Source organism: Microbispora sp. NPDC049633 (assembly GCF_040675265.1).
In the GTDB taxonomy this organism is placed as follows: domain Bacteria; phylum Actinomycetota; class Actinomycetes; order Streptosporangiales; family Streptosporangiaceae; genus Microbispora; species Microbispora maris.
Window position 1 is genome coordinate 1 of the sequence record NZ_JBFAOO010000418.1, and the last position, 1,463, is coordinate 1,463.

General features: G+C 67.5%; 2 protein-coding genes. One reads left to right on the forward strand and one right to left on the reverse strand.

The window, feature by feature from the left end; translation table 11 throughout:
- Window positions 1-5 precede the first annotated feature (5 nt).
- A complete protein-coding gene (locus tag AB0J39_RS39540; protein ID WP_363474342.1) occupies window positions 6-869 on the reverse strand; it encodes a nitrate- and nitrite sensing domain-containing protein in 864 nt (287 codons plus the stop codon).
- Between the two features lie 225 nt (window positions 870-1,094).
- On the opposite strand from AB0J39_RS39540, the gene AB0J39_RS39545 reads away from it, so the two are divergent.
- A partial coding sequence (locus tag AB0J39_RS39545) for an EamA family transporter (RefSeq protein ID WP_363474344.1) occupies window positions 1,095-1,463 on the forward strand: 369 nt, incomplete at its 3' end.

Here is a 1,463-nt window from a genome sequence, read left to right on the forward strand (position 1 = left end):
GCTTCTCACGGTCCGTCCCCACCGCCGTCCGCGGTAGGGCCGAAGGGCCCGGGGAAACAGCCCGGGGAAATAGACTGTCGCCGTGACTGGGCCGTCGTCGGCCAGGCGATCGCCTCGGGCGGGAGCGGCTGGCCCGGCCGCACCCTGGCGATGACGTCGTTCTCCAGGGAGATGAACGACGTGTAGAGGGGGGTGGAGTTCAGCGTGCCGTACTGCTTGATCAGACCGGCGTCGAGCTGGCTCGTGCCGAGTTGGTAGAGCAGGCGGCGCTTGCCGACCATGCCGGAGAAGGCGTCCCGCTCGTCCTGCGTCATCCGCCCGGACGCCTGCGCGCCCAGCACGAGCGCGGACTGCTGGCTCACCAGCTCACGGCTGCGGGTGATGAGGATGAGCGCCTTGGTCTGCTCGATGATGTCGATGTCCGGGGAGATCATCAACCGGTCGTAGACCTGGTGGGCGGCCTCGACGGTGGCGCTGTACTCCTCGATCGCGTCGAGGCGGGTGAGCCGCTGGTCGTCGATCTGGCCGCGCAGGACGTCGAGCCGGTCCATCTGCCGGAGCAGGTCCTGGACCCGGTCCCACATCGCCGGGGGCGTCTCGTCCTGGGCCTCGGCGGACAGGCGGGTCAGCAGGACCGCGGTGGCGTCGGTCTTGCGGCGCTGCACCTGGAGGTCGGTGCGCAGCGAGGAGGTGCGCCAGGCGAGGTAGCTCACCGACACGAATCGCTCGCTCTGCAGCTGGTTGATGGCCTCGCTGACGGGATAGACGATGTTGTCGTAGACCTTCTGGATACGCAGGAGCTGCTGCCCCTGCTCGATGGTCAGCTTGGCGGCGAACCCCCAGATCACCACCAGGGCGGTCAAAGGCACCAGCAGGATCGCGAAAATCTTGAATCGGATCGATCGTTTCCGACCAGCCATCAGACCTGCCCGTCGGTTACACATGTGTTAACAGTGGCGAAACCATAGCAATCCGTGAGCTGGGCCACCAGGGATCGTTCCTAACGACTTGGGCCACACCCCATATCGGGACAGTCTCGACGTTCCGGAGGAAAGCTCTTGCTTATCGCTGTCTGGTTGTCAGACAATCAGCCCATGAACTCCAGATCGGGTCCGCTCGCGGTGGTCGCGGCTGCCGTCCTGTGGGGTACCGCGGGCACCGTGGGAACCCTCGCCTCCGCCGGCTCCGTTCCGCTGGCGGCGGCCCGTCTCGTGCTCGGCGGGGCCCTGCTGGGCGCCTTGGCGCTGATCGCGTCCCGCCGGGCGCGGCGCACGGCGTACGGGAACGCTCCGGGGAACGCGATGGGGAACCCGATGCGCTGGGCACTGATCCTGGGAGCCGTCGCCGTAGCGGCCTACCAGTTGTGCTACTTCGCGGCGGTCGGCAGGACGGGCGTGGCGATCGGCACGGTGGTGGCCATCGGCAGCGGCCCGGTCTTCACCGGGCTCGACCTAGATCTAGAT